The organism is Micromonospora sp. D75 (assembly GCF_018070405.1).
GTDB lineage: Bacteria > Actinomycetota > Actinomycetes > Mycobacteriales > Micromonosporaceae > Micromonospora > Micromonospora chalcea.
Map to the genome: position 1 here is coordinate 1 of NZ_JAGPXV010000687.1, position 2,971 is coordinate 2,971.

4 protein-coding genes are annotated in these 2,971 nt (G+C 74.4%); all 4 read left to right on the top strand.

What is annotated here, in order from left to right:
- Positions 1–898: sulfonate ABC transporter substrate-binding protein (locus tag KBX39_RS27660; protein ID WP_210873304.1), on the top strand; the 898-nt coding region annotated here is incomplete at its 5' end.
- Positions 895–1,731, top strand: coding sequence for an ABC transporter permease (locus KBX39_RS27665; protein WP_210873306.1), 837 nt, complete (start codon positions 895–897; stop codon positions 1,729–1,731). The genes KBX39_RS27660 and KBX39_RS27665, both read left to right, overlap by 4 nt.
- Positions 1,704–2,429 (top strand): ABC transporter ATP-binding protein, encoded by a 726-nt coding sequence (locus KBX39_RS27670; protein ID WP_064445698.1) that lies wholly within the window; start codon positions 1,704–1,706, stop codon positions 2,427–2,429. Before KBX39_RS27665 ends, KBX39_RS27670 begins: the two co-directional genes overlap by 28 nt.
- Before the next feature lie 16 nt (positions 2,430–2,445).
- Positions 2,446–2,971: selenium-binding family protein (locus tag KBX39_RS27675; RefSeq protein ID WP_247660673.1), on the top strand; the 526-nt coding region annotated here is incomplete at its 3' end.

The window sequence follows — 2,971 nt, forward strand, 5'->3', positions numbered from 1 at the left end:
GACGGCCTGCGGCGGCGAGGCGGCCGACGCCAGCGGCGGCGGCAGTGACGGCCCGCTGCGGATCGGCTACCAGCGCTTCGGCGGGCTCAGCCTGGTCAAGGCGCGCGGCGACGCGAAGAACGTCACCTGGTCGCTGTTCGAGAGCGGCCCGGCGCTGACCGAGGCGCTCAAGGCCGGCTCGATCGACATCGGTCAGGTCGGCGAGGCCCCACCCGTGTTCGCCGCCGCCGGCAAGATCCCGTTCTCCGTGGTCGGCACGTCCCAGCCGATCCCGCAGGGCGAGGCGGTTCTGGTCAAGGCGGGCAGCCCGTATCGTGGATTCGCCGACCTGCGCGGGAAGACGGTCGCGCTGAACAAGGGCTCCAACGTGCACTGGCTGCTGGTCAAGCTGCTGGAGGCGAACCGGATGACGCTCGCCGACATCAAGGTGAAGTACCTCAAGCCCGCCGAGGGGCGGCCCGCGTTCGACAACGGGCAGGTCGACGCCTGGATCATCTGGGATCCCTACTTCGCGCTGGCCGAGCAGCCCGGCGTACGGGTGCTCGCCGACGCCACCGGCCTGGCCGGCAACCGCGAGTACGTGCTGGCCGCGCCGGACGCGGTGAAGAACCGCACCGACGACGTACGCGCGTTCCTGGACACGTACCGGCAGACCACGGACTGGGGCATCGCCCACCCGACCGAGCGGGCCGCCGTCCTCGCCCCGGAGCTGAAGATCCCGCTCGACGTGACCACCCGGGCGCTGGCCCGCAGCGCCAAGCCGCTCGCCCCGGTCACCCCGGAGATCGGCGCCGAGTTGCAGGCCATCGCGGACAGCTTCGTGGAGCTGAAGCTGGTGCCCGGACCGGTCGACATCGCCGGACGGGTGGACGGCCGGTTCAACGAGGCGTTCCAGTGAGCGGTCCGGCGCTGGCCGAGGCGAGCCCCGCTGTCGTACCCGATCGGGCGACGCCGCAGCGGTCGCGGGCCCGCGCCTCGCGGCGGTGGCGGCGCGCGGTGAGCCCGTTCGTGCTCGTGCTCGGCTGGGAGGTCGCCGCGCGCACCGGCCTGCTCGCCGCGGAGAAGCTGCCCGCGCCCAGCGCGGTGCTGGCCACCGGGTGGCGGCTGGCGAGCGACGGCACGCTCGGCGTGCACCTGCTCGACTCGCTCACCCGCGCCGCGCTCGGCCTGCTCATCGGCGGCGGCCTGGCGCTGGTACTCGGCGCGGCGGCCGGGCTGCTGCGCCTCGGCGACGACCTGGTCGACCCGCCGGTGCAGATGGCCCGGATGCTGCCGCACCTGGGCCTGGTCCCGCTGCTGATCATCTGGGTCGGCATCGGCGAGTCGCTGAAGGTCACGCTCGTCGCGCTCGGTGCGTTCTTCCCGATCTACTTCAACACGTACGCCGGCATCCGCGACATCGACGAACGTCTGGTCGAGGCGGCGCGCACCTGCGGTCTCGGCGCGGCGGCCCGCCTGCGGCACGTGGTGCTGCCCGGCGCGCTGCCGTCGCTGTTCCTCGGGCTGCGGCTGGCCATCGGCGCGGCCTGGCTCAGCCTGGTCGTCGGCGAGCAGGTGAACGCGCAGACCGGCGTCGGCTTCCTGATGATGGAGGCACGCGAGTTCAGCCAGACCGACGTGGTGGTGCTCGGCCTGCTCATCTACGCGCTGCTGGGGCTCGCCTCCGACCTGCTCATTCGGTACGCGGAGAGGAGGACGCTGGCGTGGCGACGCGGACTGCGCGCGACCTGACCGGGCCGGTGCTCACCGCACGCGCGGTGACCCGGTCCTTCGGCCCGGCGGTGGTGCTGGCCGGGGTCGACCTGACCATCGCCGCCGGGGAGACGGTGGCGCTGCTCGGCGGCAGCGGATCCGGCAAGAGCACGCTGCTGCGCGTGCTGGCCGGGCTCGACGGCGACGCGGGCGGCGAGCACACGGTGCACGGCACCGCCGCCGTGGTGTTCCAGGAGCATCGACTGCTGCCGTGGAAGCGGGTGGCGGACAACGTGGCGCTCGGCCTGACCGGGCCGGACGTGGGCGACCGGGTCGGCCGCGCGCTGGCCGAGGTCGGGCTCGCCGACCGGGGCCGGGCCTGGCCCGCCGAGCTGTCCGGCGGGCAGGCGCAGCGGGTCGCGGTGGCCCGCGCGCTGGTCCGCGAACCGGACCTGCTGCTGCTGGACGAACCGTTCGGCGCGCTGGACGCGCTGACCCGGCTGCGCATGCAGGGGCTGCTGCGGCGGCTGCGCGCCCAGCACGGCTTCGCCGCGCTGCTCGTCACCCACGACGTGGAGGAGGCGCTGCTGCTCGCCGATCGCGTCCTGCTCCTCGACGACGGCGTGATCGCCGAAGAGGTGCCGGTACGCCTCGGCCCCACCCCGAGCCCCGACGACCCGGCCCTCGGCGCGCTGCGCCGCCACCTGCTCGACCGCCTCGGCGTACCCGCCGGCTGACCGCGAGGGAGAACCGATGACCCGCTGGACCCCCGACCCGACCTTCTACCCCTCCCCCGCGCTCGCCGCCACCGCGCCGGCCGAGAAGCTCGCGTACGTCGCCGCGTTCGACCGCGCCGGGCAGCGCCCCGACGCCATCGCGGTGCTCGACACCGACCCGGACTCCGACTCGTACGGCCGGGTGGTGGGCTGGACCGAGCTGCCGAACACCGGCGACGAGCTGCACCACTTCGGCTGGAACGCCTGCAGCAGCGCGCTCTGCCCGACCGCGCCGCACCCGCACGTGGAACGCCGCTACCTGATCGTGCCGGGCCTGCGCTCGTCCCGGATCCACGTGCTCGACACCAAGCCCGACCCGCGCCGCCCCGAACTGGTGAAGGTGATCGGCCCGGAGGAACTCGGCAAGCGCGCCGGATACTCCCGCCCGCACACCGTGCACTGCGGGCCGGACGGCATCTACGTCTCCGCGCTCGGCGGCGCGGACGGGCAGGAGGGGCCCGGCGGCATCGCCGTGCTCGACCACACCACCTTCGAGGTACGCG